The following is a 23650-nucleotide window of genomic DNA, read 5'->3' as shown; positions in this document are numbered from 1 at the left end:
GGCCCCTCAGAAGCTGATGCGGACCTTCAGCGCCTCGCGGTCCTCCATCGCCCGGTAGCCCTCCGGCACGCCGTCCAGGCCGACGGTGCGGTCGAAGACCAGGCCGGGCTCGATCTTCCCGGCCAGCACGTCCGCGAGCAGCTCGGGGATGTACGCGCGGGCCGGGGCGACGCCGCCGCCGAGGCGGACGTTGCGGTTGAACATCTGGCTGATGTCCACGCCTGCGCTGCCGCCGTGCGGCACGCCGACGTAGCCGACCCCGCCGCCGTCCCGGGTGATCGAGATGGCGGTGCGCATCGACTCCTCGGTGCCGACCGCCTCCAGCACGGCGTGCGCGCCCTGACCACCGGTCAGCTCGCGGACCGCCTCGACCGCGGCCTCGCCGCGCTCGGCCACCACGTCGGTGGCGCCGAACTTGCGGGCGATCGCGGTGCGGGCCTCGTGCCGGCCGAGCGCGATGATCCGCCCGGCGCCCAGGCGGTGCGCCGCCAGCACGCCGCACAGGCCGACCGCGCCGTCCCCGACCACCGCGACGGTGGCCCCCGGGCGCACGCCCGCCGCCAGCGCCGCGTGGTGGCCGGTGCTCATCACGTCGGAGAGCGCCAGCAGGTGCGGCAGCAGCGCCTCGTCGGTGGCCGCCTCCTTGGGCAGCGGCACCAGGGTGCCGTCCGCGAACGGCACCCGGACGGCCTCGCCCTGGCCGCCGTCCGAACCCGGCTCGCCCCAGAAGCCGCCGTGCGGGCAGGAGGTCTGCAGGCCCTCGCGGCAGTAGTCGCAGACGCCGTCGGACCAGACGAAGGGGGCCACCACCAGGTCGCCCGCCCTCACCGTGGAGACCTCGGAGCCGACCGCCTCGACCACGCCGAGGAACTCGTGCCCGATCCGCTGGCCGGGCTGACGCTTCGCCACCCCGCGGTACGCCCAGAGGTCGCTGCCGCAGATGCAGGCGTTCAGCACCCGGACCACCGCGTCGGTGGGCTGCCGGACCTGTGGGTCCGGCACCTCCTCGATGCGGATGTCGTGGGGGCCGTGGATGACGGTGGCGCGCATGAGGGGTCTTCCTTCGTGCTGGTGTTCCGGTGGTGCCGCCCGGTAGGACGTTCTTCCTCCCCCACGGTATTCCTGATGGATCCCGATGTCGGATACGCCACTTTCCGGGCCCCCACCGCCCCTGAAAGGGCCGTTCGGCCATCGGTGTGGGCGCGCGCCCTTAAAGTGGTTCACCATGTACGCGATCCAGCCCCCGGACGACGAGCCCTCCTGGGCCCCGCCGTTCCCGGCCCAGCGCACCCCCGAGGACGGCCCCGGCTTCGCCGTGGTCGACGTCGAGACCACCGGCCTCGGCCGGCAGGACCGGGTGATCTCCGCCGGTGTCTACCAGCTGGACGCGCACGGCGAGGTGACCGACCACTGGTACACCCTGGTCAACCCCCAGCGCGACCCGGGCCCGACCTGGATCCACGGCCTCACCAGCGCGGCCCTGGCCGACGCCCCGACCTTCCCCGAGGTGGCCGCCGAGTTCAGCGAGCGGCTGGCCGGGCGGGTGATGGTCGCCCACAACGCGCTCTTCGACTGGAACATGATCTCGCGCGAGTTCTCCCGCGCCGGGCTGCGCGCCCCGGTCGAGCAGCGGATCTGCACCATGGTGCTCTCCCGCGACCTCGGCCTGCCGCTGCCCAACGGCAAGCTGGCCAGCCTGGCCGCCCACTTCGACGTCCAGCAGCGCCAGGCCCACAACGCCCTCGACGACGCCCGCGTCCTGGCCGAGGCCTTCCGGCCCAGCCTCCAGCTGGCCCGCCAGTTCGGCATCCCGCTCCCGCTCACCACCTGCGTCGCCGTCACCGACTTCGACGACTCCCCCGGCCCGGCCGTCGCCGGCCGCTCCTACGGCTCCTCCTACCGCCCCAGCCGCAAGCGCCCCGCCTGCCCCTACCCCAACCCCGGACGCTGGGTCGACGGCCGCCCCCTGATGCAGGGCATGCGGGTCGCCATCACCGGCGACACCGCCACCGACCGCGAACTGCTGGAGGACCGCGCCATCGAGGCCGGCCTGCACATCGCCTCCTCCGTCAGCCGCCTCACCAGCCTCCTGGTCACCAACGAGGCCGACAGCTGGAGCGGCAAGGCCCGCAAGGCCCGCGAGTACGGCACCCCGGTGATCGGGGAGGACGCCTTCCTCCACCTCCTCCGCGAGGTCGCTCCCCACTCGGAGTAGCTGGAGAACGGCGCTCGGGAGGGCAGCGACCCAGGGGCGCGGGGAACTGCGCGAGTCCGGAAGGCGGACCAGCGTGAGATCGGGGCAGGCGAGCCAGTTGCACGCGCTGCCGTTCCCCCGCGCGCAGTTCCTCGCGCCCCTGGGTCGCTGCCCTGCCGGTCCACTTGCCGACCCCGGTGTGTGATCGACTTGTGAGTGCGCGTAGTTTGCCGATGTGTACCGTTTTCTGCTGTCCCGGCGCTGGGCGTTGATCGTCCTGTTCGTGCTGCTGCTGATCCCGACCATGGTCCGGCTGGGCTTCTGGCAGTACCACCGGCACGAGGCCCGGGTGGCCCGGAACGAGTTGATCGCGCAGAGCCTGACCGCCCCCGCCGTCCCGTTCGACTCGTTGTCGCGCCCCGGTGCGGCCGTGCCGAAGGACCTCACGTGGCGGACCGTCAACGCCACCGGCCAGTACGACCCGGCGGCCGAGTTCGTGATCCGCAACCGGACCGAGCCCGGCGGCAGCAGCATCGGCTACTTCGTGATCACCCCGCTCCGGCTGGCCGACGGTGCCGGCACCGTCCTGGTCAACCGCGGCTGGGTGGACTCGGCCGGCGACGCCACCAGCTACCCCACCGTTCCGGCCCCGCCCGCCGGGCAGGTGACCGTCACGGGCCGCCTGCGTGCCGACGAGTCCGCCGAGAGCAGGAGCCTCAAGGCCCGCGGCAAGCTGCCGGACCGTCAGTACCAGCTGATCAGCAGCACCGAGCAGGCGGAACGCCTCGGCACCCCCGTGCTCGGCGGCTTCGTCGAGCTGACCGCCTCCACCCCGGGCCAGGGCGACTCGCCCACGCTGCTCGCCGAGCCCGACCACTCCTCGATCGGCCCGCACATGGCGTACGCCGTCCAGTGGTGGCTGTTCGCCGGCCTGGTGCCGGTCGGTCTGGTGGTGCTGGCCCGCCGCGAGGCCCGTGACCGCGCCGCGGCCGCGGCCAAGGCCGCGGAGGCCCCGGCGGCGGAACCGGTCAGCACCTGACGCTCCGTCCGGGGCCCGGGGTGCGGCAGGATGTGCCCCATGGATCTCGGACTTCAGGACAAGGTGTACGTGGTCACCGGGGCGACCCGGGGCCTCGGGTTCGCCACCGCGCGCGAGCTGCTCGCGGACGGCGCCCAGGTGGTGGTCAGCGGCCGCACCAAGGAGGCGGTGGACTCGGCGGTCAACGCCCTGGCCGCCCCCGGCCGGGTGCACGGCGTGGCGGCGGACAACGCGGACCCCGGCGCGGCGGCCCAGCTGATCCACGCGGCGGTCGCCGAGTTCGGCCGTCTGGACGGCGTCCTGGTCAGCGTGGGCGGCCCGGCGGCCGGGACGGTGCTGGAGACCACCGAGGCGCAGTGGCAGTCGGCCTTCGAGTCCGTGGTGCTCGGCGCGCTGCGGATCGCCCGCACCGCCGCCGCTTCGCTCACCGAGGGCGGGGTGATCGCCTTCGTGCTCTCCACCTCGGTCCGCCAGCCGGTGCCCGGCCTCGGCATCTCCAACGGCCTGCGGCCGGGTCTGGCGATGGCCGCCAAGTCGCTGGCCGACGAGCTGGGCCCGCGCGGCATCCGGGTGCTCGGCCTGCTGCCCGGCCGGATCGCCACCGACCGCCTGCGCGAGCTGGACGCCCTCAGCGGTGACCCGGCCGCCGCCCAGGCCCGGGCCGCGGCCACCATCCCGCTCGGCCGCTACGGCACCCCGGAGGAGTTCGGCAAGGTCGCCGCCTTCGCCCTCTCCCCCGCCGCCTCCTACCTGACCGGCGTGATGATCCCCGTCGACGGCGGCGCCGTACGCGGCCTCTGACGCCCCCGCCCCGCGTGGCCTCAGGTCACGCGGGGCGCGGCACCGGTCCGCCGCGGCGGGCTCGGCGGGCGGACCACCCGCAGTCGCAGTTCGGCCGGGAGGTCGCGGGCCAGGGTGGTGCGGGCGTGGGCGAGCGGTCCGGCGTGCAGGTGCTCCAGGGTGGTGGCCGGGTCGGCGTCCGGGGTGAGCCGGACGGCGGCGCGCAGCCGCAGCCGCTTCGGAGTGCCGGTCAACTGGGCGCTCACCCGGGCGACTTCGGGCAGGGCGATGGTCTCGGTCTCCACCGCGTCGGCCAGCGCCCGGGCCCGCAGGCGCAGGGTCAGGCCGGGGGCCGCGACGGGCAGGGTGACGACGGTGGGCCCGCTGCGGCGGGCCTGGGCGAACAGCCACCACAGTCCGCCGGCCACCGCGAGCCCGAGCACCGCGAAGACCACCGGCCACCACCAGGCCTCGCCCGACCACCTGGTCCGCGAGGCGTCGCTGAGCACCGGCTGGTCGGGTGAGGTCAGCGGCCACCAGGACGGCGGGGACCAGCCGAGCCGCCCGTAGAGGTCCAGGCCGCCGGCCAGCACCAGGACGCCGCCCGCCAGCAGCGCCGCCCCGGCGAGCAGCAGGACCGCGCGGTTGACCGTGCCCCGGCTCATCGACGCCCCCGTCCGGTCCGTACGTCCAGCCGGTGCTCACCGGCCAGTGGCACCCGGGCCAGGTCGGCCCGCAACTCCCGCTCCACGGCGGCCGGTTCGGCCCGGCCGTCGATCCGCACCACGGTCCGCCCGCGCCGGGTGCGGACCGTCGCCGCCTCGACCCCGTCGATCCGCCGCGCCCACCGGGAGACCAGCGCGGAGACCCCGGCCCGGTCGATCACCGCACCCGGCCGGGTCAGCGGCAGCCAGCGCCGCTGACCCGCCGTCAGCGCCAGCACCAGACAGCCCAGCCCGAGCAGCACCGCGGCCCCGGCCGCCACCAGCACCACCGGATCGTCCAGGTGACGCCGCGCCAGCTCGTCCGCGCTCTCCGAGCGCCACGGCCGGGCCGTGTGCCCGGCCCGCACCGCCGCCGCGTCGTACAGCAGCGCCCCGGCGACCACCAGCCCGGCGACCACCACCAGCCCGGCCCAGAAGGTCCGGTCCGAGCGCAACCGCCGTACCCTGGCCGGGGGTTGTCCCGCCGTCAGCTCACCGGCCACGCGGCACCAGCCGTTCCACCACGACCACCACCTCGCCGACGGACCGCCCGGTCAGCTCCGACAGCCGCTCCTGCACCGCCGCCCGCACCCGGTCCGCCAGCGCCGCCAGGTCGGCCGGGAACGGCAGCTCCACCCCGACCGTCAGCCGCACCACGCCGTGCAGCTCGGCCACCGAGGCGCGCCGCACCGTGCCGTCGCCGTCCTCGGCCAGCGCCTGCCGGGCCGCCAGCGCGGCCAGGCGGGTGAACACCCGGTCGGCGATCCGGAGTTGACCGCGCTCGACCGCCGGCACCGGCACCGCGGTGGTCAACGACGCCGGTCCCGGCCGCGCAGCAGCTCACCCAGGTCACCCAGTTCGAGGTCCCCGTCGATCAGCCGGCCGGCCACGAAGCCGACCGCGCCGAGCGCGGCCACCAGGAGGAAGGCGGCGAACCCGCCGAAGTACCCGGCGAAGCCCAGGGCCATCCCCACCACCAGCCCGATCAGGCCGAGATTCACGCCTTTTCCCCTTCACTCTCCGGTCTACTGCACCCTGGCCCGGCGGCCGCTCTCGGCCTCGGACTGCTCCTGCTCGTCCTCGTCCGGCTCGTCCGGCAGGTGGACGTCGTTGACGGCGATGTTCACCTCGACCACCTCCAGGCCGGTCATCTTCTCCACCGCCGCGACGATGTTGGCCCGGACCTCGGCCGCCAGCTTGGGGATCACCACGCCGTACTCCACCACCAGGGCGATGTCGATCGCGGTCTGCTTCTCCCCCACCTCCGCCTTGATCCCCCGCCCCACACTCGACTTCCCCCCGGGCACCCTGTCCCGCATCGCCCCGAAGGTCCGGGAGAACCCCGACCCCAGCGCATGGATCCCGCTCACCTCCCGGGCGGCCATCCCGGCGATCTTCTCGACCACGCCGACGGCCAGGGCGGTGCGGCCACGCTCCTCCGCCGCCGCGGGCTTCGCGGGGTCGTTCTTGGCCAGGGCAGCGGGCGTCGGGCTCTCGGACATCAGTGGCTCCTCGCGGTACGGGTCCAGCTATATCGCAAACCAGCCCAACTCTGACATTCCGCCACTCCCCGCGCCCGCTTTGAGGACCGTACGGCCCAAACGGCGGCAGGGCAGCGCCCCAGGGGCGCGGGACTCTGCTGATCTGCGGCTCCGCCGCGCGGGCGCGAACCGAAACACGGCCCAGCGCCGACGGTATCGGTGATGCTTTCGGGGGCGCGGGGAACTGCGCGAGTACGGAAGGCGGACCGGCGTGGGATCGGGGCAGGCGAGCCAGTTGCACGTGCTGCCGTTCCCCCGCGCGCCCACGCGGCGGAGCCGCAGATCAGCAGAGCCTCGCGCCCCCGGAGGTGTGACCACATACGAAGAAGGGCCCGCCCCCGGGTGGGAAGCGGGCCCTTCGTGAGGGGGCGTCAGTCGCCGAGGCCGGCGAGGTCGCGGAGGCGGCGGGCCTGGGCGGCGCGTTCGGCGGTGCGCTGCTCGTCGTAGGTGCGGGTGGCGGCGCCCTGGAGGAGCGCCTTGGTCTCGATGACGGCGCTGCGCGGGGCGGCCAGCAGGGCGGCCGCGAGGTCGCGCGCGGCGGCGTCGAGCTCGGCGGCGGGCACCGCGAGGTTGGCCAGCCCGGTGGCGACGGCCTCCTCCGCGCCGACCTGGCGGCCGGTCGCGCAGATCTCCAACGCCCGGGCGTAGCCGACCAGTTCGGTGAGCGGCTTGGTGCCGGCCAGGTCGGGGACCAGCCCGAGCGAGGTCTCCTTCATGCAGAAGCGGACGTCGTCCGCGACCACCCGGATGTCGCAGCCGAGGGCCAGCTGGAAGCCGGCCCCGACCGCGTGGCCCTGGACGGCGGCGATCGAGATCAGGTCGGGGCGGCGCCACCAGGTGAAGGCCTCCTGGTAGGAGGCGATGGTCTCGTCGAGGTCCTTGTCGTCGGCGGCGGCGAGCTGGAGGAAGTTCCGCTCCCCGGGGATGCCCTCGGGGGTGAACATCGCCCGGTCGAGGCCGGCCGAGAAGGCGGGGCCCTCGCCGCGCAGCAGGACCACCCGGACGGTGCCGGGCAGGGCGCGGCCGATGCCGGTGAGCGCACGCCACATGGCGGGCGACTGGGCGTTGCGGCGGTCGGGGCGGCAGAGCGTCACCACGGCGGTGTCGCCCTCGACTTCGAGCCGGACCCCGGCCTGCTCCAGGAGTTGGGGGTCGAGGTCGACGGCGGGGCTGGTCATGAGCGGTACCTCCGGCAGCGGGGTGACTGGCTACCGGAGAGTAACAAAAACCGGCACCGCCGGACAGTGCCCCGGTCGGAGGCGCCCGCGGTGCCGGGAACGACGATCGGCGGTCCGGGATTCCGGCCGCCGATTCGTCTGGAGCTGGGAGCTGAGTGGTGGTGCGTGCGGTGCTGAGCTGCGTGGTGCTACGGACGTGCTGGCGCTCGGGTCAACTGGCGCTGCCCTGCCGGACCACCTGGCCCGACGATCCGTCAGGAACCGGAAGCCGCAGCGGTCTTGCCCTTGCCTCGCGTGGCACCGCCACGGCCCCGGAGATTCACCCCGGACTCGCTGAGCATGCGGTGCACGAAGCCGTAGGAACGGCCGGTGGATTCCGCGAGCGCGCGAATGCTCGCTCCGGAGTCGTACTGCTTCTTGAGATCGGCCGCGAGCTTCTCACGCGCGGCACCAGTCACCCGGCTGCCCTTTTTCAGAGTCTCGGCCACCCGTGCCTCCTCGTAACTGTGCTGCTCGGTCAGATTCCCATGATCACCCATAGCCAGGCTCCTGGCCACCCATTCGACAAGGTCGATACCGGGAAAGCGCAGTCTGCCGGTCGTGATCGCAGCGCACAAGGGCGCTCACCAAGAGTGCTCGCGCCCCCTCGGACGGCACACGGGTGGGCGGGGTGAAGAGAGAAAGAGCTGATCAGCACAGGCGGACGGGGGGATGAACACCGCCCTGACACGAGTGGAACTCCTCAAACGGAATCCGGGAGTCTCCCATTCCCGGATTCCGTCGGAGACCGGCTTATCTACGTCAGATCGGGGAGGAGGCGTCTACTCGGCCCCCTCCCCCGGGCACTCAGGCCAGCGAGACCAGGTCCGCGTAGTCGGCACTCCAGAGGTCCTCGACGCCGTCCGGGAGCAGGATGATCCGCTCCGGCTGGAGCGCCTCCACCGCGCCCTCGTCGTGGGTCACCAGGACCACCGCGCCGGTGAAGGTGCGCAGCGCGCCGAGGATCTCCTCGCGGCTGGCCGGGTCGAGGTTGTTGGTGGGCTCGTCGAGCAGCAGCACGTTGGCCGAGGAGACCACCAGGGAGGCCAGCGCCAGACGGGTCTTCTCACCGCCGGAGAGCACCCCGGCCGGCTTGTCGACGTCGTCGCCGGAGAACAGGAAGGAGCCGAGGATCTTCCGGATCTGCACCAGGTCGGTGTCGGGGGCGGCGGAGCGCATGTTCTCCAGCACGGTCCGCTCGGGGTCGAGGGTCTCGTGCTCCTGCGCGTAGTAGCCGATCTTCAGGCCGTGGCCCGGGATCACCTCGCCGGTGTCCGGCTGCTCCACGCCCGCGAGCATCCGCAGCAGGGTGGTCTTGCCCGCACCGTTGAAGCCGAGGATGACGACCCGGGAGCCGCGGTCGATGGCCAGGCCGACGTCGGTGAAGATCTCCAGCGAACCGTAGGACTTGGAGAGGCCGCTGGCGGTCAGCGGGGTCTTGCCGCAGGGGGCCGGGTCCGGGAAGCGGAGCTTGGCGACCTTGTCGGAGACCCGGGCCTGCTCCAGGCCGGAGAGCAGCTTCTCGGCGCGGCGGGCCATGTTCTGCGCGGCCACCGTCTTGGTCGCCTTGGCGCGCATCTTGTCGGCCTGGGCGTTGAGGGTGGCGGCCTTCTTCTCGGCGTTGGCGCGCTCGCGCTTGCGGCGCTTCTCGTCGTCCTCGCGCTGCTGCTGGTACTGCTTCCAGCCCATGTTGTAGATGTCGATGGTGGCGCGGTTGGCGTCCAGGTAGAAGACCTTGTTGACGACCGTCTCGACCAGGTCGACGTCGTGCGAGATGACGATGAAGCCGCCCTTGTAGGTCTTCAGGAAGTCCCGCAGCCAGACGATCGAGTCGGCGTCGAGGTGGTTGGTCGGCTCGTCGAGCAGCAGGATGTCGGAGTCCGAGAAGAGGATCCGGGCCAGCTCGACGCGGCGGCGCTGACCACCGGAGAGGGTGTGCAGCTCCTGGCCCAGGATGCGGTCCGGCAGGCCGAGCGCGGCGGCGATGGTGGCGGCCTCGGCCTCGGCGGCGTAGCCGCCCTTGGTGAGGAACTCGGTCTCCAGGCGGGCGTACTTCTTCATCGCGTTGTCGCGGGTGGCGCCCTTGCCGTTGGCCATCCGCTCCTCGTTCTCGCGCATCTTCTTCAGCACGGTGTCGAGGCCGCGGGCGGAGAGGATGCGGTCGCGGGCGAGGACGTCCAGGTCGCCGGTGCGGGGGTCCTGCGGCAGGTAGCCGACCTGGCCCGAGCTGGTCACGGTGCCGGCGGCGGGCAGGCCCTCGCCGGCCAGGACCTTGGTGAGGGTGGTCTTGCCGGCGCCGTTGCGGCCGACCAGGCCGATCCGGTCGCCGGGGGCGATCCGGAAGGAGGCGGAGTCGATGAGGACGCGGGCACCGGCACGCAGTTCGAGCGCGTTGGCGGCAATCATGGCTGTGGGTACTCCTGGGACTGGCGGGGGCAGCGGACGGCGGGCATGTGGCGGCGCTGCGAGCGCTAATGCCGGGAGAGAACAGCCATGCGGGCCAGTCTACCGGCAGCCCGGAGGAACCCCGGAAGGATTAAACCTCCGCAGCCGGGCGCGGGGCGCCGCCAGTGGTCACACCGGGGGCGCGGGGAACTGCGCGCAGGGGAACGGCAGCACGTGCAACTGGCTCGCATGCCCCGACCTGGCTGTGGTCCGCCTTCCGAACTCGCGCAGTTCCCCGCGCCCCCGGCATCACCACTTTCGGCTGTCAGCCGGTGGGGCAGCCGGGGCGGGGGTGGAGGGCGGCGAAGTCGGAGGCGCAGGCGGATTCGGGGCTGGCCAGGCGGGTGTCGTAGACGCGGGTGCCGAGGACCGGGCCGTCCTCCATGGAGACGCGCTGCCCGTCCAGGCGGCGCAGCTGGACGTTCGGGCCGGCGCCGAGCTGGAAGCCCTTGCCGTTGAGCTTGAAGCCGGTCACGCCGCCGGGCAGTTGGCCGCCCGCGTTGGTGGTGCCGGTGCAGGAGCGCGGCACCAGGACCGCGTAGTCGGTGTGCACGGACCGCAGCGGGTCGTACGAACATCCGGACAGCGGGCGGGAGTTGAAGCGCAGGTCGCCGTCGCTGTCGCGGAAGCCCATGGTCAGGGCCGGGGTGACCACGGCGACCCAGCCGCCGTCCGGCTCGTTCACCGGCTGGAGGGCGGCGGCGGCCCGGCGGACGGCGGTGGCCAGCTTCTCGGCCTCGGTGCGGCTGCCGGCGTCCTTGAGGTCGCTGCCGGCCAGCCAGTCGCCCAGGCCGGGCACCGCGCGGTGCCAGCGGACCTCGTGGTCGCTGGGCCGGACCGAGGTGACCATGCCGTCGTCCCAGACCACCACGGCGTTCTCGCCGACCATGGACAGGTGCAGCGCGGTCGCGCCCTCCCGGCGGTAGGACCAGAGGTGCTCGGCGGTCAGCCGGTCGAAGGCCTCCAGGCCGGGGCCGACCTTGAGCTCCAGGGAGCCGGAGTCCCGGGACTGCGCGCCCACCGGGCTGGCGTCCACCGCGCCCGGCTTGACCAGCACGTCGCCGAACGGGACCGGCTTGTTGGCGTGTGCCGCGGCGCCCGCGCCGAGCACCACGAGGACGGCGACGGCGGGCAGCACGGATCGTCGGACGGGGGCAGGCAGCTTCCAGGACACGGGCGGAGCGTACCCGGGCCGGGCCCGGTCCGTCAGCCAGGCTCGGCCGTCCACCCGGAGGACCGACGGCTTCCCCGGGGTCCGTCCGGCCCCCTCCGGACCTGGGATTCTCGGCGGGCGGGCGCCCTGCGGCGGGGCTAGGGTGCGACTGCGATCACCCGACGGACTGTTACAGAGGTGGTACTCGATGCAGTTTGACGACCAGGCGGATCTGGACACCTCTCAGGTCCAGGACCGGCGCGGGATGTCGGGCGGCGGGAAGATCGCGGTCGGGGGCGGGGCGGTCGGTCTGATCGGGCTGATCCTGGCCCTGCTGCTGGGGGTGGACCCGGGGAGTGTCGGGCTCGCCGACGGTGGTTCGGGCACCTCGGCGGGCACCACCACGGCGAACCAGGTGGACGACACCTGCAAGACCGGGGCGGACGCCAACCGGCGGCAGGACTGCCGGATCGTCGGCGTGGTGAACAGCGTGCAGGACTTCTGGCGGCAGGAGTTCACCCGGCGGGCCGGGGCCTACTCCCCCGCCCAGACGGTGCTCTTCACCAACCAGGTGAACACCGCCTGCGGGGCGGCGAGTTCGGCGGTCGGCCCGTTCTACTGCCCGGGCGACCGGAAGGCCTACTTCGACCTCGGCTTCTTCGACGAGCTGAGCACGCGCTTCGGCGCCAGGGGCGGGCCGTTCGCCGAGGCCTACGTGGTGGCGCACGAGTACGGGCACCACATCCAGAACCTGACCGGGCAGATGAAGAAGGTCGGCAACGACCGGCAGGGCGCGGACAGCGGCTCGGTGAGGCTGGAGCTCCAGGCCGACTGCTACGCCGGCGTCTGGGCGTACAACGCCACCCGCACGCCGCTGGCCACCACCGGGCGCCCCCTGATCACCTCGCTCACCGACGCCGACATCGCGGCCGGGCTGGACGCGGCGGCCGCCGTCGGGGACGACCGAATCCAGCAGCAGGCCCGCGGCCGGGTCAATCCGGAGACCTGGACGCACGGCTCCTCGGCGCAGCGCCAGCAGTGGTTCACCACCGGGTTCCGGAGCGGGGACATGGCCCGCTGCAACACCTTCGGCTGATCCGTCCGGACGGACCGCCCGCGACCTACCACTATCGAGTGACATGAGGCTTTTCTGACGGTCTGTGGGATTACCGTCGTGCCTGCGGGCCCGCCCGCGCCCGTAGGCACGTCCCCCGAGGAGAAGACCCATGCGAATCGGCCGCCTCACGCTGGCCGCTGCCGCGCTGCTGCTGGTGACCACCGCGAGCGTCCCCGCCGGCACCCCGCTGAGCCAGACCGAGCGGCACTCCTGGCTCTCCTCGGACGCCATCGAGCCCCGCGGCGCGGCGCCCCGTCCCAACGTGCAGCGGGCCAGGCACGAGCCGCCGTTCGGCGCCTTCGTCGGCTCCTGGGACAACTACATCCCCAACATCGCCCGGATGGCCACCTGGCTCAAGGGCGCCAACATGCAGGTCGGCCACACCTACCTGGCCGGGAACGGCTGGAACGACGTCGAGGGCGAGACGGTGGTGCTCGGCCTCTGGTCGCAGTGGAAACTGGCCGACCCGCAGCGCAAGTTGGTGCTCGGCGTGCCGATGCTGGTGCCGAACGAGAACAACACCCCGGACCCGGAGGTGGCCCGGCTGCTGGCCCGGGGCAACAAGGGCGAGTTCGACCAGCACTTCCTCAAGCTGGCCCGCAAGCTGGTCGCGCTCGGCGGCCACGACACCATCCTGACCCTGGGCTGGGAGATGAACGGCATCACCTACACCAGCCGCTGCAAGCCCGACCCGACCGCCTGGAAGGCGTACTGGCGGCGGATCGTGACGGTGATGCGCTCGGTGCCGGGGCAGCACTTCAAGTTCGACTTCAACCCGACCCGGGGGCTGGACGCGATCCCCTGGACCAGGTGCTACCCCGGCGACGACGTGGTCGACATCATCGGCATGGACAGCTACGACCAGCCGGCCGGCGCCACCTTCGACGAGTACGTCTCCGAGCCCTACGGCCTCCAGGACCAGGTGGAGTTCGCCGCCAAGCGCGGCAAGCCCGTCTCGTACCCGGAGTGGGGGCTGTTCCGCAACGGCGACAACCCCGAGTTCGTCCGGCGGATGGTGGAGTGGATCCGCACCCACGACACCGCCTACCAGACCGTCACCGACTACTGCCCGCACGGCTTCTGGCAGTGCGACCGGAACCCGCGCTCCAGCCGCGTCTACCGCGAGCTGATGACCGGCTCCAAGGGCGCCACCACGCCGTCAGCCGCGCATCCGGGCCAGTAGCACCCGCTTCAACCCCGGCATCCGGGTCCGCAGCTGGTGCGCCAGCGCCAGCCGGACCCGGACCCGGACGGCCCGGGCCACCGCCCAGGGCGCCAGCCGGCCGGGGCCCAGCACCAGCCGCTGGTTGGACAGCTGGTCCGGACGCCAGCGCTGCTTGTACGGCTCCTGGCCGCGCAGCAGGCTGAGCACCGGGATGTCCGCCGCCCGCACCTCGTCCAGCGCGGCGCCGAACAGCAGCCCGGCGATGTCCACCCGCTCGCGCAGCGCCGGGGTGGCCCCGTACATGTAGAGGCCGCCGAAGGACGGGCAGAGCAGCACCAGGTTCACCGCCACCAACTCCCCGTCCAGCACGAAGCGGTGGAGTGCGGCCCGGCCCGAGGCGACCAGGCCCCGGGTGGTGTCGGTGAGGTGGGCGGCGAAGCGCTCGGTGCGGTGCTCGGGGGTGATCCCGCGCTCCTGCCACTGCTCGAAGTGCAGCCGCAGCAGCTCCCGCACCGCCGCCGGGACCTCCTCGGCCGTGGTGGTGAGCACCTCCACCCCGACCTCGGCGTTCTTGCGCAGCTTCACCCGGCTGCGCTGCGCGGTCTTGCCGGGCAGCCGCTTGAGCAGCTCGTCCATCGGCACCGCCGGCAGGTACTGGCAGAGCGAGTCGTCGAAGCGGTGCCGGCGGCCGCGCCAGTGCCGGTACACCTGCTGGACGGCGGCCTCCGGGTGCACCTCGCGCAGCTCCAGGGAGTGCCACGGGCGGTGCAGCGGGAGGGCGGCGGCCAGTTCGGCGGCGGCCCGGTCGGTGCAGGAGTCGTCCAGCAGGACGTCGGTGAAGTCCACCAGCCCCGCTCCGAGGTTGGTCAACCCCCCGAACGGGCCCCGGCGGCGCAGCGCCGCCGCCCCGACCAGCCGGTCGTCCCGGCGGACCAGCACCACCACCAGGCCGCCCGGGGTGCCGTACTGGCGCCACCAGGAGGCCAGCCAGCAGGCCGCCTGGAACGGGGTCGCGGTGGCGCAGCGGGAGGCCAACTCGTCCCACTCGACGGCCAGTCGGTCGAGCGCGTCGTCCTCGCGGTGGATCTCGGTGCTCCACCGCGGGGCACCCGCTCCGGTCTGGCCGGGGAGGCTGATGCCGGAGATCTCGGTGGTCATCGCCGGCTCCCCGCCTGCTGCGGCTCCTTGCCGGCGGCCTTCTTCTCGCCTTCCTCCGACCGGCCCTTGGGGACGTCGAGGGAGGGGGCGGGGGTGGGCTCGACGGGCTCGGTCGGCTCGACGGGCCCGGCCGGGGCTGCCTCCTCGGCGGCGGGGCGGGGGCGGCGGGTCATCATGACCAGGGCGCCGAGCAGCAGGCCGCCGGCGGTGCCGACCGCGGTGTCCAGCGCGGCGGAGGGCGTGGCCGGGCGGTCCGGCTCGGCGGCGGTGGCCAGTTGGACCAACCGGACGCCGGTCTCCTTGCTACTGGTGTTGGCGAAGGCGATCAGGGACTTGGCGACCGCGTCGGCGGCGCGGGCGGCGTCGGTCGCGCGGCGGCCGGTGCCGGTGATCTCGATCACCGGGGCGTCCGGAGAGGTGGTGCCGCGGACCTCCTGCTCCAGCTGGGTCACGGAGCGGCCGGTCTCCCCGACCGCCCCCACCAGCACCTGCGGCTGACCGGCCAGCCGGCCGTACGCCTGCGCGAAGTTGACGGCCGTGGCGCTCTCCCCCGGCCCCTGCGGCACCACCACCACGTACGAGTTGGCGGCGTAGCTCGGGTGCGAGACCACGGCGTAGCCGGCCCCCGCGACGGCGCCCAGCGGCACCGCGACGGCGATCGGCCACCAACGGCGGGCTCGGCTCAGAACGGACATGCGGTTACTCCTTCGAAGGTGGTCACCCCAGGGGCGCGAGGAACTGCGCGAATCGGAAGGCGGACCAGAGCTGGATCAGGTTCGGCGAGCCAGTTGCACGTGCTGCTGTTCCCCCACGCGCAGTTCCTCGCGCCCCTGGGCGCGAAGCACCTGCTCGTAGAGCGAACCCAGGCGTTCGGCGATGGCGGCGATGTCGTAGTGGCGGACGGCGTCCGGGACCGGGAGGGGGGAGGTGCCGCGGGACCGGAGGTCGTGGAGGGCCGCGGTGTAGGCGGCGGCCGTCTGCGGGAGGCGGACCGCCCCGGGGGCGGCGTCCGGGGGGAGGTCGTCGAGGGCGGGGCAGGCGCTGTGGCGGACGGGGAGTCCGGCGGCCAGGCCCTCCAGGACGGTGAGGCCGAAGGTCTCCTCGGCGGAGGGGGCGGCCAGCACGTCCATCGTGGTGAGGAGTTCGGGGACGTCGCCGCGTTCCCCGGTGAGCAGCACCCGGTGCCGGACGCCGAGTGCGGCGGCCTGCCGGAGCAGGGCGTCGCGCTCGGGGCCGGCCCCGACCAGGAGCAGCCAGGGTTCCTGCGGCACCGGGTCCCCGGCGGCCCGCCGGGTGAGTTCGGCCAGCACGGTGACCAGCAGGTCGAACCGCTTGCCGGGCACCAGCCGCCCGACCGCGCCGATCACCCAGGCGTCCTGCGGCAGGCCGAGCTCGCCCCGCAGGTCCTCCCGGAGGGCGAGCCGGGAGGCGGCTGGCAGGGCGTACCGGGCGGCGTCGATGCCGTTGGGCACCAGCGCCACCCGGTGGTCCGGGACGCCCCAGTCGGCGAGAGTGGCGGCGACCTGCCGGGAGACCGCGACCGTGGTGGTGCCGAGCCGTTCGGCGCCCAGGTAGAGGGACTTGACGCCCCGGGTGACGGGGCGGCCCTCGATCACGGTGGCGTGCAGGGAGTGCTCGGTGGCCAGTACCCGGCGGACCCCGGCCAGCCGGGCCGCGAGGCGGCCGTAGAGCATGGCCCGGTAGAGGTGGGTGTGCACCAGGTCGTACCGGCCCTGCCGGATCAGGCCGGTGAGGCGGGGCAGCACACCGAGGTCGCGGTTGCCGCGCATCCGCAGGTCGTGCACGGTGACGCCGTCGGCGCGCAGCGCCTCGGCCACGCTGCCGGGGTTGGTGAGGGTGGCCACCTCGCACTCGTAGCGCGGCGGGAGGTGACGGACCATCAGTTCGAGCTGGCGCTCGGCGCCGCCGGAGGCCAGACCGGTGATCACGTGCAGGACCCTCACCGGACGGACCTCCGGGGTTGGCGCCGCAGGCCGGTGACCACGTCGCGGAACCGGTGGCGGCCGCGCTTGGCCCGCAGCCGCCATGCGCCGTCCCGGTCGCCGACGTAGCTCCGGGGCAGGGCGAAGCGGCCGGTGAGCCCGCTGTGCGCGATGGCGCAGGCGTAGTCGTACCCGGCCTCCCGGACCGCCAGGGTGGCCGCCAGGTCGACCGCGCCGTACGGGTAGCAGAACCCGGTGACGGGGCCGCCGATCAGCTCCTCGACGGCCCGGCGGCTCTCCCGGGTCTGGGTGGCCAGGGCCTCGGCGGACAGGCCGGGCAGCGCCTGGTGGCCGAGGCCGTGGGAACCGATCTCCCAGCCGGCCCGGGCGAGGTCGGTCACCTGGTCGACGGTGAGCAGCTGCTTGCGCGGGCCCTCGATGTCCCAGCCGTTCTCGGTGCCGAGCAGGTCCGGCACCACGTAGGCGGTGGCGGTGAAGCCGTACTGGTGCAGCACCGGGACGGCGTGCCGGGCGAAGTCGGCGTAGCCGTCGTCGAAGGTCAGGCCGACCAGCCGGTCGGCCCGGCCGGCCGCGCGGGCCCTGAGCAGCTCGCGGACGCTGACGCCGCGTCGGTTGGTGCGGTGCAGCCACTCCATCTGGGCGGCGAACCGGCTGGGGCTGACGGTGAGGAGGTACGGATCCTCCTCCTCGTCGGCCACCGAGTGGTACATCAGGATCCACGGGGCGGTCCGGCCGAGGCCGGTCGGGGGTTTCGGCCGGCCGGAGCGGGCCTGCGCCGGGAGGCGCAGGTGCTGGGCGGAGTCAACGTCCATGGGGCTTCCCTTCTGCGGGCGAAGGTTGGAGGGCCTTGGAGACGGCCAGGAGGGGGGCGCGCACCTCGGGGGCACCGAGGACGGCGGCCAGGGCGGCGAAGACGGTGAGGACGGTCAACCCGCCCAGCAGGGTGGCCAGCAGCGGATCGCGGAGCAGGCCGTCGATCCCCCAGCCGAGGGCGGCGGCGACCAACGCGGCCGCCAGCAGCCGGGCCTGACCGCTGATCACCTTCGGCATCCGCAGCGCGATCCCGCGCAGCAGCAGGCCGCGCATCAGCAGCGCGGCGGTGGTGGTGATCCCGGCCGCGTTCCCGGCCGCCAGGCCGAGGCCGCCGTACCGGGGGGTGGCGGCCAGGCCGACCGCCACCGTGACGACCAGGCCGAGCGCCATCGCGCCGACCGGGTACCAGTCCTGCCGGGTGACCCGGAAGCTGGCCGGGTCCTCGTCCGCCCGGCGGACCACCGGGCGGACCGAGAAGTACGGACGGACCATCACCCCGATCAGCGCCTGGGCCGGCAGTCCGAAGCTGTAGACCCGGATCACCGCGGCGGTGGCGGCGGTGTCGTGGGCGGTGAAGGCCCCGCGCTCGAACAGCAGCGCCACCACGGACGGGGCGCAGGCCATCATGAACGCGGTGCCCACCAGGACCAGGGCGGTGGCCTGGCCGATGTCCTTCTCCACCCTGTCCCGGGCCGCCCTGAGGTCGCCCGCGGCGAGGGCCCGGGCCACGATCGGGAAGGTCACGGTGCAGATCAGGATGGCCGCCGTCATGGCGAGCTGGGAGACCTTGGCGGCGTAGTTCAGGTGCGAGATGGTGCCCGGGGGCAGGCCCGAACCGAGGTGGCGCTCGATGAACACCTGGGACTGCCGGGTGAGGGTGAAGCCCGCCACCGGCAGTATCGCCAGCGGGATCAGCACCAGCCCGGCCGCGCCGCGGCGGGACTTGCGGCGCTTGGCCCCGCGCAGCTTCTTGAGGAACGGGCCGATCAGCACCGCCGCCATCAGCACGCTGCCGGTGGCCACGCCGATCGCGGCGGACTTGACGCCCCAGACGGTGTGGCCGGTGAGCAGCACCCCGAGGATGGCCAGGTTGTAGGCCACGTAGATGCCGGCCGGGGCGGTGAAGCTGTGGTGCGCCCGGAGGGCGGAGCCGAGGTAGCCGGCCACGCCGAACGGGAGGATGGTCAGGGCGGTGATCCGGGTGCAGGTGACGGCGAGCTCCGGGTCGGCCAGGCCGGGGGCCAGGAAGCCGACCAGGTGCGGGGCGCCGACGGCGACGGCGGCCGAGAGGCTGCAGAGCGAGAGCAGCAGCCAGGGCAGCGTCGCGCGGACCAACTGGCGTACCGGGTCCGGGCCTTCGGGGCGCTCCTCGCGGAGCACCAGGGCCAGGCTGAACGCCGGGACCATCAGGAAGGCCATCGCGTCCTCGATCAGCAGCGGCGCGGCGGTCTCGGGGACGGTCCAGGCGACCAGGAAGGCGTCGGTGCCCTGGTTGGCGCCGAAGTAGCGGGCCAGCAGGAGGTCGCGGAGCAGGCCGAAGGCGGAGCCGGCCGCGGTGAGCAGCGCGGTGACGCCGAAGGCCTTGGCGAGGAAGTCGCGCCGGGGCGGAGTGCTCTCCGCCCGCGGCGCGGGCACCTCGGCGACGGCCAGTTGCTGATCGGTGCTCACCGCTGCGCCGCCTCACCGGGGAACGCCGCCCGGATCGCCAGCCCGAGGATCACCGAGGTCAGCACCGTGGTGGTCCCCCCGATGTCCGCGTACAGGAAGTCCACGACCACCCAGGCCAGCAGCCCGAGCGCCGCCAGCCGCACGCCCCGGGGCACGCCCGCGGCGGGCTCCGCACGGAGGAGAGGAGCGCCTGCGGCGGGCCGGGCGGCACTGGCTGACGGGGTGTCGGCTCCGGGCCCCGCGTTGCGGAGGCAGTTGGCCAGGAGGGTCAGGAAGAGGGCGAGGTAGGCGAGGGCGCCGATCAGGCCCTGTTCGCTGAGGACCAGGAAGTACATGTTGTGGGGGGAGAGGAGGGGCTCGCGGGTGAAGCCCATCTGGGAGTCGGCGGCGTCGCTGCCGGAGGAGAGGCGGAGGGGGGCGTGGCTGTCGCGGAGTTGCTGGAATGCCTTGGGGCCGGCCCCGGTGGTGGGGTGGTCCTGCCAGATGCGGACGGCGGTGCCCCAGAGGTCGTAGCGGTCGGTCACGGACTGGTCGGGGGCGGAGGAGACCGAGCCGATGCTGGTGAGCCGGTCGGTGACGCCCGCGCCGCCGAGGCCGAGGCCGCCGATCGCGACCACCCCGAGTGCGAGGGCGAGGACGGCGCCGCGCAGGGCGAGCCGGGCGTCGGCCCGCAGCAGCAGGACGGCGACGGCGGCGGCGGTGGCGATCCAGCTGCCCCGGCTGAAGGAGACCGCGAGCGGGAAGAGCAGGAAGGCGGCGGAGGCGTACAGGGAGAGCCGCAGGCCCCGCCGCCCGCCGGGCCCCCGCTCGCCAAGGGCCAGCGCCAGCGCGGCGATCAGCCCGAAGCTGACCACGGTGGACATCGCCATGACGTCGAGCGCGCCGAAGGTGCCGATGGCCCGGATCGGCTGCCCGGTGTAGGAGGCGCCGGTGCCGGTGAGGAACTGCTTGGCGCCGACCACGCCCTGCACCAGGGCCGCCACCACCAGGGAGCCGAGCACCAGTTGCTGGTCGAGGCGGTCCCGCAGGGAGCAGAGCACGGCGGCCGGCACCAGCACGAACACCTGCACCAGCCGGACGAAGCCGGTGACGCTGGCGGCGGGGTCGATGGAGTGCACGGTGGCGACCCCGGCGGCCACCACCACCGCGCCGAAGAGCACGCAGACGGTGCGGTGCAGCGCCGGGAGCCGGCCCCGCAGGAGCGCGAGGCCGGTCACCGCGACGAGGGCGAGCGAGGCGAGGTCGGCGGCCGTGACGTGGACGGCAGCCGTGACGTCCTTCTCGCCGGTGGGCACGCAGACCAGCAGTACGGTGGCCGCGGCCAGCAGGCTGGGCCGGTGGAGCCAGGGGTGACGGGCCGTCAGTCCTGCCGGTAACGCCCGGTGGTGAGGGAGGGTCAGGGCCACCTGGTCGTCAGCTCCCGTCCGGATGCAGCATGAGGGCGGCGGTACGGAAGAGCAGCTTGACGTCGAGCCAGAGGCTCCAGCTCTCGATGTACCGGTTGTCGAAGCGGGCCCGGTCCTCGATGGAGGTGTCGCCGCGCAGGCCGTTGACCTGGGCGAGGCCGGTGAGGCCGACCGGGACGCGGTGGCGGTCGGCGTACTCGGGGTACGCCTGGCCGAACCGCATGACGAAGTAGGGACGCTCGGGGCGCGGGCCGACCAGGCTCATGTCGCCGCGGACCACGTTCCACAGCTGCGGCAGCTCGTCCAGCGAGCTCTTGCGCAGGAAGCGGCCGACCGGGCTCATCCGGTGGTCCTGGGAGATGTTCCAGTGGGTGGCCGACTCGTGCTCGTTGGCAGGGCGCAGGGTGCGGAACTTGAGGACGGTGAAGACCCGTCCGTCCAGGCCGGTGCGCTGCTGGCGGAAGAGCACGCCGGGGCCGGTGTCCAGCCGGACGGCGAGGGCGACGGCGGCCAGCACCGGGGAGACCAGCAGCAGGCCGAAGCCGGCCGCGGTGATGTCGAGCAGGCGCTTGGCGAGCCAGCCGGGGCGCTGCATGGCGGGGCGGCCGACCTGGAGGCAGGGGAAGCCCCAGAGGTGGTCCTGGTCCTTGGTGCGGACCGCGCCGTACTCCCGGAGCGAGGGCACCAGCCAGACCTCGCAGCCGAGTTGGGCGGCCTTGCGCAGGCTGGTGGCGGTCTCGGCGTCGTCGGTGGTGCCGGAGGTGGCGATCACGTGCCGGATCCGGTGGCGGCGGATCACCCGGCCGATCTCCTCGCGGCTGCCGAGCACCGGGAGCTTGGTGTCCTCGGCCAGCAGCACCGGCTCGGAGTCCAGGAAGCCGACCGGGCTGAGGCCGTAGGCGGGGTGCTCGGCCAGCGCGGCGGCGACCTTCTGGCCGTGCTGGCCGGCGCCGAGCACCAGGGTCGGGCTGGGCCGGCGGCGGCGGCCGCGGCGGAGCAGCCGGTAGACCAGGGCGCGGCCGGTGGCGGCGGTGGGCAGGAAGACGGCGAGCAGGGCGAGCAGCCGCAGCGGGGAGGCCGGGCTGTCGGGCCAGCCCTCCAGGCAGGCGGCCAGGGTGACGGCGAAGGCGGTGGCGACGGTGGCCCGGGCGGCCAGCGCGGGGAACTCGTCCAGGGCGGAGAGGGTGAGCCGGTTGCGGTAGAGGCCGCCGGCCAGGTTGAGCGCGAGCAGGAAGGGCAGCACGGCGGCGGCCGCGTGCAGCGGGTCGGTGAGGGCGACGGCGGCACCCAGGGCGAGGCAGTCCACAGTGACCAGGGCGACCGGGCGGACGATCCGGAACCGGGCCCGGCGGCGGTACCGGCGGCCGATCGGCGGGGCGGACCTGGACGCCGCCGGGCGTCGTGGCGGCCGCCGCTCCAGGAGCTCGGTGGCGACCCGGCGGGAGGGGGGCGGCACCGGGTGGCCCGGCCGCGGCACACTCTCGTGGTCAATGGTCATCAGCGCACGAACTCCCCTGCTGTGTACCCGTCTTGACGGGACACCCGGACCCGAGTCGGACCGACGAGGTAATCCCGGCCGACGGATGCGGTCCAGGTAGCGCCTGCTGCCACGGGCGGCTATTCGGGTATTTCCGAGTACGGTGCTCAGAAATGACAACGAAGCAGGCAAAATCAGACAATACCGAACGCTGGCTTGGTTCCAGGAAGCTGACTTGCCATTTCATTCCACCCGCCCATTAATAAGACTTTCGGATTTTGAATCCTCGGTCGCTCCGGTCGAGATGCGAACACGGCAGCACCCTCGCGGCGAGCATTCACGGTCTGAGAAACGATCAGAACCGCCCGGGGACACGGGTGTCGGGCCCCTCGGCGAGCCGCGGCGCGGGCACCTCCTCCCGAAGGAGGTTTCGATACAGGTCCCCCACCTGCCGGACCACCCCTCGGACATCGTGATGATCGGACATTCGTTCCCGGGCGAGCTGACCGAGGCGTTCGCATTCGATCGGATCCCTCAGGGCACGCACGACCGTGCGGGCGAGCGCGTCCGGGTCCTCCGGCGGCACCAGCCCGTGCGCGAGCAGCTCCGGCGGCAGGCACTCACGGGCCCCGGGCACGTCCGTCAGCAGCACCGGGCGGGCGGTGGCCATCGCCTCCAGCGGCGCCAGCGCCATCCCCTCCCAGCGCGACGGCAGCACCACCAGATCGGCGGCGGCCAGCCAGGGCCGCGGGTCGGCGACGTCCCCGGCCAGCCGGACGGAGGAGGGCTCGGGCAGCTCGCGGACCGCGTCGGCCAGCACGTTGGCGTCCGGCCCGCCGCCGACCAGGGCCAACCGGGCCTGCGGCAGCACGGAAGTGACGGCGGGCCAGGCGGCCAGCAGCACGTCCTGGCCCTTCTGGCGGCAGAGCCGTCCGACGCAGACCGCCAGCGGCGCGGCCGGGTCCAGGCCGAGCGACATCCGGGCGGCCCGGCGCGCGGCGGAGTCGGCGGGGGCGTGGTGACGCAGGTCCACGCCGTTCGGCACCACCTGCCAACGGGCCGTCAGACCGGCGGCCTCGCCGTCGGCCCGCTCCTGCCCGCTGACGCAGAGCACCGCGTGCGACCACCGGCGGGCGGCCAGCCGCTCCCAGCGCAGACTCGCCGCGGCCACCGGGCCGGTGACGGCGGCGAAGGACCAGGCGTGCGGCTGGAAGACGGTGGGGACGGCGCCGCGCACCGCGAGGCGGCCGGCCAGACCGGCCTTCGCACTGTGCAGGTGCAGCACGTCGGGATTGGTGCCGCGGACGATCCGGCGCAGCCGCCAGGCCTCCCCCGCGGTGCCCGGCCCCGGCGAGCGCCCCGCCTCCCAGTCCAGCACCAGCGCACCGGCGGCCGCCGCCTCGACGGCCAGCCGCCCCTCGGGCGGGCAGGCCACCAACACCCGGCAGCCGGCCTCGCGCTGACCTCGGACCAGGTCCACCACGACGCGGGCGACGCCGCCGTCGACGGGCTGGGAGACGTGAAGGATAGTCATCGGCACGGCGGCGAGCCTAGGTTCGCCGCCGCGCCGGCCCGGGGCACCGTCACCCGTACCGGTGACAACGACCACCCGTACGGGGAACCCGCGGGGGCCGACTGCGGGCGACGGTGCTCACCCCGGGGGCCGGCGTACGTGGTCACCCCGGGGGCCGGCGTACGCGGTCACCCCGGGGGCGCGGGGAACTGCGCGCAGGGGAACGGCAGCACGTGCAACTGGCTCGCCTGCCCCGACCTAGCGCTGGTCCGCCTTCCGCTTCGCGCAGTTCCCCG

23 protein-coding genes are annotated in these 23650 nt (G+C 73.9%); 5 read left to right on the top strand and 18 right to left on the bottom strand.

Going from position 1 to position 23650, the window contains the following annotated elements:
• Positions 1-6: 6 nt before the first annotated feature.
• Positions 7-1050 (bottom strand): zinc-dependent alcohol dehydrogenase family protein, encoded by a 1044-nt coding sequence (locus tag ACIA8O_RS39650; RefSeq protein WP_396298955.1) that lies wholly within the window; start codon positions 1048-1050, stop codon positions 7-9.
• Between the two features lie 175 nt (positions 1051-1225).
• Here ACIA8O_RS39650 and ACIA8O_RS39645 point away from each other — a divergent pair, with 175 nt between their 5' ends.
• From ACIA8O_RS39645 to ACIA8O_RS39635, 3 genes are all read left to right on the top strand, one after another.
• A complete protein-coding gene (locus tag ACIA8O_RS39645; RefSeq protein ID WP_396298954.1) occupies positions 1226-2215 on the top strand; it encodes a DEDDh family exonuclease in 990 nt (329 codons plus the stop codon).
• 214 nt (positions 2216-2429) lie between these two features.
• A complete protein-coding gene (locus ACIA8O_RS39640) occupies positions 2430-3233 on the top strand; it encodes an SURF1 family protein (RefSeq protein WP_396298953.1) in 804 nt (267 codons plus the stop codon).
• A gap of 39 nt (positions 3234-3272) precedes the next feature.
• Positions 3273-4034, top strand: a complete 762-nt coding sequence (locus ACIA8O_RS39635) for an SDR family oxidoreductase (protein WP_396298952.1) — start codon at positions 3273-3275, stop codon at positions 4032-4034.
• Between the two features lie 20 nt (positions 4035-4054).
• Here ACIA8O_RS39635 and ACIA8O_RS39630 read toward each other — a convergent pair whose 3' ends face one another.
• The 9 genes from ACIA8O_RS39630 to ACIA8O_RS39590 all read right to left on the bottom strand — a co-directional run bounded on the left by ACIA8O_RS39630 (position 4055) and on the right by ACIA8O_RS39590 (position 11094).
• The gene (locus ACIA8O_RS39630) at positions 4055-4678 is read right to left on the bottom strand and encodes an alkaline shock response membrane anchor protein AmaP (protein WP_396298951.1); all 624 of its coding nucleotides are present in this window, start codon (positions 4676-4678) and stop codon (positions 4055-4057) included.
• Positions 4675-5172, bottom strand: coding sequence for a DUF6286 domain-containing protein (locus ACIA8O_RS39625; protein ID WP_396298950.1), 498 nt, complete (start codon positions 5170-5172; stop codon positions 4675-4677). Before ACIA8O_RS39625 ends, ACIA8O_RS39630 begins: the two co-directional genes overlap by 4 nt.
• Before the next feature lie 37 nt (positions 5173-5209).
• The gene (locus ACIA8O_RS39620; protein ID WP_396298949.1) at positions 5210-5530 is read right to left on the bottom strand and encodes a hypothetical protein; all 321 of its coding nucleotides are present in this window, start codon (positions 5528-5530) and stop codon (positions 5210-5212) included.
• Positions 5527-5718 (bottom strand): hypothetical protein, encoded by a 192-nt coding sequence (locus tag ACIA8O_RS39615; protein WP_396298986.1) that lies wholly within the window; start codon positions 5716-5718, stop codon positions 5527-5529. The genes ACIA8O_RS39620 and ACIA8O_RS39615 overlap by 4 nt, the downstream gene beginning before the upstream one ends.
• A gap of 24 nt (positions 5719-5742) precedes the next feature.
• Positions 5743-6219, bottom strand: coding sequence for an Asp23/Gls24 family envelope stress response protein (locus ACIA8O_RS39610; protein ID WP_396298948.1), 477 nt, complete (start codon positions 6217-6219; stop codon positions 5743-5745).
• A gap of 410 nt (positions 6220-6629) precedes the next feature.
• On the bottom strand, positions 6630-7436 hold the full coding sequence (locus ACIA8O_RS39605) for an enoyl-CoA hydratase/isomerase family protein (protein ID WP_396298947.1): 807 nt from the start codon (positions 7434-7436) through the stop codon (positions 6630-6632).
• A gap of 254 nt (positions 7437-7690) precedes the next feature.
• Positions 7691-7924 carry a helix-turn-helix domain-containing protein gene (locus ACIA8O_RS39600; RefSeq protein WP_396298946.1) on the bottom strand — a complete coding sequence of 78 codons (234 nt, stop codon included), beginning with the start codon at positions 7922-7924 and terminating at the stop codon, positions 7691-7693.
• A 358-nt stretch (positions 7925-8282) separates the two neighbouring features.
• Positions 8283-9881 (bottom strand): ABC-F family ATP-binding cassette domain-containing protein, encoded by a 1599-nt coding sequence (locus ACIA8O_RS39595; protein WP_396298945.1) that lies wholly within the window; start codon positions 9879-9881, stop codon positions 8283-8285.
• Positions 9882-10185: 304 nt separating this feature from the next.
• The gene (locus ACIA8O_RS39590; protein WP_396298944.1) at positions 10186-11094 is read right to left on the bottom strand and encodes a hypothetical protein; all 909 of its coding nucleotides are present in this window, start codon (positions 11092-11094) and stop codon (positions 10186-10188) included.
• Between the two features lie 187 nt (positions 11095-11281).
• Between ACIA8O_RS39590 and ACIA8O_RS39585 the strand changes: the two genes are divergently transcribed.
• Positions 11282-12169: a neutral zinc metallopeptidase gene (locus ACIA8O_RS39585; protein ID WP_396298943.1), complete on the top strand. Its 888-nt coding sequence runs from the start codon at positions 11282-11284 to the stop codon at positions 12167-12169.
• Between the two features lie 130 nt (positions 12170-12299).
• The gene (locus ACIA8O_RS39580) at positions 12300-13373 is read left to right on the top strand and encodes a glycoside hydrolase family 26 protein (RefSeq protein ID WP_396298942.1); all 1074 of its coding nucleotides are present in this window, start codon (positions 12300-12302) and stop codon (positions 13371-13373) included.
• Here the strand turns inward: ACIA8O_RS39580 and ACIA8O_RS39575 are convergent.
• From ACIA8O_RS39575 to ACIA8O_RS39540, 8 genes are all read right to left on the bottom strand, one after another.
• The gene (locus ACIA8O_RS39575; protein WP_396298941.1) at positions 13350-14513 is read right to left on the bottom strand and encodes a GNAT family N-acetyltransferase; all 1164 of its coding nucleotides are present in this window, start codon (positions 14511-14513) and stop codon (positions 13350-13352) included. The two genes, ACIA8O_RS39580 and ACIA8O_RS39575, sit on opposite strands and share 24 nt — an antisense overlap.
• Positions 14510-15208, bottom strand: coding sequence for a lipopolysaccharide biosynthesis protein (locus tag ACIA8O_RS39570; protein WP_396298940.1), 699 nt, complete (start codon positions 15206-15208; stop codon positions 14510-14512). Before ACIA8O_RS39570 ends, ACIA8O_RS39575 begins: the two co-directional genes overlap by 4 nt.
• Before the next feature lie 75 nt (positions 15209-15283).
• The gene (locus ACIA8O_RS39565; RefSeq protein WP_396298939.1) at positions 15284-16477 is read right to left on the bottom strand and encodes a glycosyltransferase; all 1194 of its coding nucleotides are present in this window, start codon (positions 16475-16477) and stop codon (positions 15284-15286) included.
• Positions 16474-17289 carry a polysaccharide deacetylase family protein gene (locus tag ACIA8O_RS39560; protein WP_396298938.1) on the bottom strand — a complete coding sequence of 272 codons (816 nt, stop codon included), beginning with the start codon at positions 17287-17289 and terminating at the stop codon, positions 16474-16476. The genes ACIA8O_RS39565 and ACIA8O_RS39560 overlap by 4 nt, the downstream gene beginning before the upstream one ends.
• Positions 17279-18958 carry a lipid II flippase MurJ gene (locus ACIA8O_RS39555; RefSeq protein WP_396298937.1) on the bottom strand — a complete coding sequence of 560 codons (1680 nt, stop codon included), beginning with the start codon at positions 18956-18958 and terminating at the stop codon, positions 17279-17281. The genes ACIA8O_RS39560 and ACIA8O_RS39555 overlap by 11 nt, the downstream gene beginning before the upstream one ends.
• The gene (locus ACIA8O_RS39550) at positions 18955-20364 is read right to left on the bottom strand and encodes an O-antigen ligase family protein (RefSeq protein ID WP_396298936.1); all 1410 of its coding nucleotides are present in this window, start codon (positions 20362-20364) and stop codon (positions 18955-18957) included. The genes ACIA8O_RS39555 and ACIA8O_RS39550 overlap by 4 nt, the downstream gene beginning before the upstream one ends.
• 7 nt (positions 20365-20371) lie before the next feature.
• Positions 20372-21862 (bottom strand): sugar transferase, encoded by a 1491-nt coding sequence (locus tag ACIA8O_RS39545; protein ID WP_396298935.1) that lies wholly within the window; start codon positions 21860-21862, stop codon positions 20372-20374.
• 334 nt (positions 21863-22196) lie between these two features.
• Positions 22197-23375, bottom strand: a complete 1179-nt coding sequence (locus ACIA8O_RS39540; protein WP_396298934.1) for a glycosyltransferase — start codon at positions 23373-23375, stop codon at positions 22197-22199.
• Positions 23376-23650: the final 275 nt, after the last annotated feature.

The organism is Kitasatospora sp. NPDC051853 (genome assembly GCF_044452665.1).
Lineage (GTDB): Bacteria > Actinomycetota > Actinomycetes > Streptomycetales > Streptomycetaceae > Kitasatospora.
The sequence above is the reverse complement of the archived record's forward strand: the minus strand, read 5'-3'. Positions and strand labels throughout refer to the sequence as shown.

Coding starts and splice junctions, on each gene's coding strand:
- ACIA8O_RS39650 (WP_396298955.1), bottom strand. CDS start 1,050: ATGCGCGCCACCGTCATCCACGGCCCCCACGACATCCGCATCGAGGAG.
- ACIA8O_RS39645 (WP_396298954.1), top strand. CDS start 1,226: ATGTACGCGATCCAGCCCCCGGACGACGAGCCCTCCTGGGCCCCGCCG.
- ACIA8O_RS39635 (WP_396298952.1), top strand. CDS start 3,273: ATGGATCTCGGACTTCAGGACAAGGTGTACGTGGTCACCGGGGCGACC.
- ACIA8O_RS39630 (WP_396298951.1), bottom strand. CDS start 4,678: ATGAGCCGGGGCACGGTCAACCGCGCGGTCCTGCTGCTCGCCGGGGCG.
- ACIA8O_RS39610 (WP_396298948.1), bottom strand. CDS start 6,219: ATGTCCGAGAGCCCGACGCCCGCTGCCCTGGCCAAGAACGACCCCGCG.
- ACIA8O_RS39605 (WP_396298947.1), bottom strand. CDS start 7,436: ATGACCAGCCCCGCCGTCGACCTCGACCCCCAACTCCTGGAGCAGGCC.
- ACIA8O_RS39595 (WP_396298945.1), bottom strand. CDS start 9,881: ATGATTGCCGCCAACGCGCTCGAACTGCGTGCCGGTGCCCGCGTCCTC.
- ACIA8O_RS39585 (WP_396298943.1), top strand. CDS start 11,282: ATGCAGTTTGACGACCAGGCGGATCTGGACACCTCTCAGGTCCAGGAC.
- ACIA8O_RS39580 (WP_396298942.1), top strand. CDS start 12,300: ATGCGAATCGGCCGCCTCACGCTGGCCGCTGCCGCGCTGCTGCTGGTG.
- ACIA8O_RS39575 (WP_396298941.1), bottom strand. CDS start 14,513: ATGACCACCGAGATCTCCGGCATCAGCCTCCCCGGCCAGACCGGAGCG.
- ACIA8O_RS39570 (WP_396298940.1), bottom strand. CDS start 15,208: ATGTCCGTTCTGAGCCGAGCCCGCCGTTGGTGGCCGATCGCCGTCGCG.
- ACIA8O_RS39560 (WP_396298938.1), bottom strand. CDS start 17,289: ATGGACGTTGACTCCGCCCAGCACCTGCGCCTCCCGGCGCAGGCCCGC.
- ACIA8O_RS39545 (WP_396298935.1), bottom strand. CDS start 21,862: ATGACCATTGACCACGAGAGTGTGCCGCGGCCGGGCCACCCGGTGCCG.
- ACIA8O_RS39540 (WP_396298934.1), bottom strand. CDS start 23,375: ATGACTATCCTTCACGTCTCCCAGCCCGTCGACGGCGGCGTCGCCCGC.